Source organism: Bradyrhizobium sp. 21, from assembly GCF_023073335.1.
Classification (GTDB): Bacteria; Pseudomonadota; Alphaproteobacteria; order Rhizobiales; family Xanthobacteraceae; genus Bradyrhizobium.
This window is the reverse complement of sequence record NZ_JADPJG010000030.1, coordinates 1-1,148: the sequence shown is the minus strand read 5'-3', so window position 1 is coordinate 1,148 and position 1,148 is coordinate 1. Positions and strand designations below refer to the sequence as shown.

Annotated in this window: 1 protein-coding gene; it reads left to right on the top strand. The window is 64.8% G+C overall.

Annotated elements, in window-relative coordinates; genetic code table 11:
• The coding region (locus IVB31_RS23950) for a chemotaxis protein CheA (RefSeq protein ID WP_247328474.1) at positions 1 to 1,148 on the top strand (1,148 nt) is incomplete at both ends.

The window sequence follows — 1,148 nt, the reverse complement described above, 5'->3', positions numbered from 1 at the left end:
AAGGAGACCAAGGCCAAGGAGAAGGTCGCGCCGAAGAAGTCGGCGGTCGACGAGACTGCCCCCGAAGGCGACCGCATCGCCAACCAGTCGATCCGCGTCAACGTGGATACGCTGGAGCATCTGATGACCATGGTCTCCGAGCTGGTCTTGACCCGCAACCAGCTCCTGGAGATCTCCCGCCGCAACGAGGACACCGAGTTCAAGGTGCCGTTGCAGCGTCTCTCCAACGTCACCGCCGAGCTGCAGGAGGGCGTCATGAAGACGCGCATGCAGCCGATCGGCAATGCCTGGCAGAAGCTGCCCCGCATCGTCCGCGATCTGTCGGGCGAACTCGGCAAGCAGATCGAGCTGGAGATGCACGGCGCCGACACCGAGCTCGACCGCCAGGTGCTCGATTTGATCAAGGACCCGCTCACCCACATGGTGCGCAACTCCGCCGATCACGGCCTGGAGACCCCGGCCGAGCGTCTCGCCGGCGGCAAGGGCGAGCAGGGCACCATCCGGCTGTCCGCCTATCACGAGGGCGGCCACATCATCATCTGCATCGCCGACAACGGCCGTGGCCTGAACACCGACAGGATCAAGGCCAAGGCGATCTCCTCAGGGTTGGCCACCGAGGCCGAGCTCGAGAAGATGTCGGAAGCCCAGATCCACAAGTTCATCTTCGCGCCGGGCTTCTCGACCGCTGCCGCCATCACCTCGGTCTCGGGCCGCGGCGTCGGCATGGACGTGGTGCGCACCAATATCGACCAGATCGGCGGCACCATCGACATCAAGTCGGTGGCTGGCGAAGGCTCCTCCGTCACCATCAAGATCCCGCTGACGCTGGCCATCGTCTCCGCCCTGATCGTGGAGGCTGCCGGCGACCGTTTTGCCATCCCGCAGCTCTCGGTGGTCGAGCTCGTCCGTGCGCGCGCCAACTCCGAGCACCGCATCGAGCGCATCAAGGACACCGCGGTGCTGCGCCTGCGCAACAAGCTGCTGCCGCTGATCCACCTCAAGAAGCTGCTCAAGATCGACGACGGCGCGGCCAGCGATCCCGAGAACGGCTTCATCGTGGTGACCCAGGTCGGCAGCCAGACCTTTGGCATCGTCGTCGACGGCGTGTTCCACACCGAAGAAATCGTGGTCAAGCCGATGTCGACGAA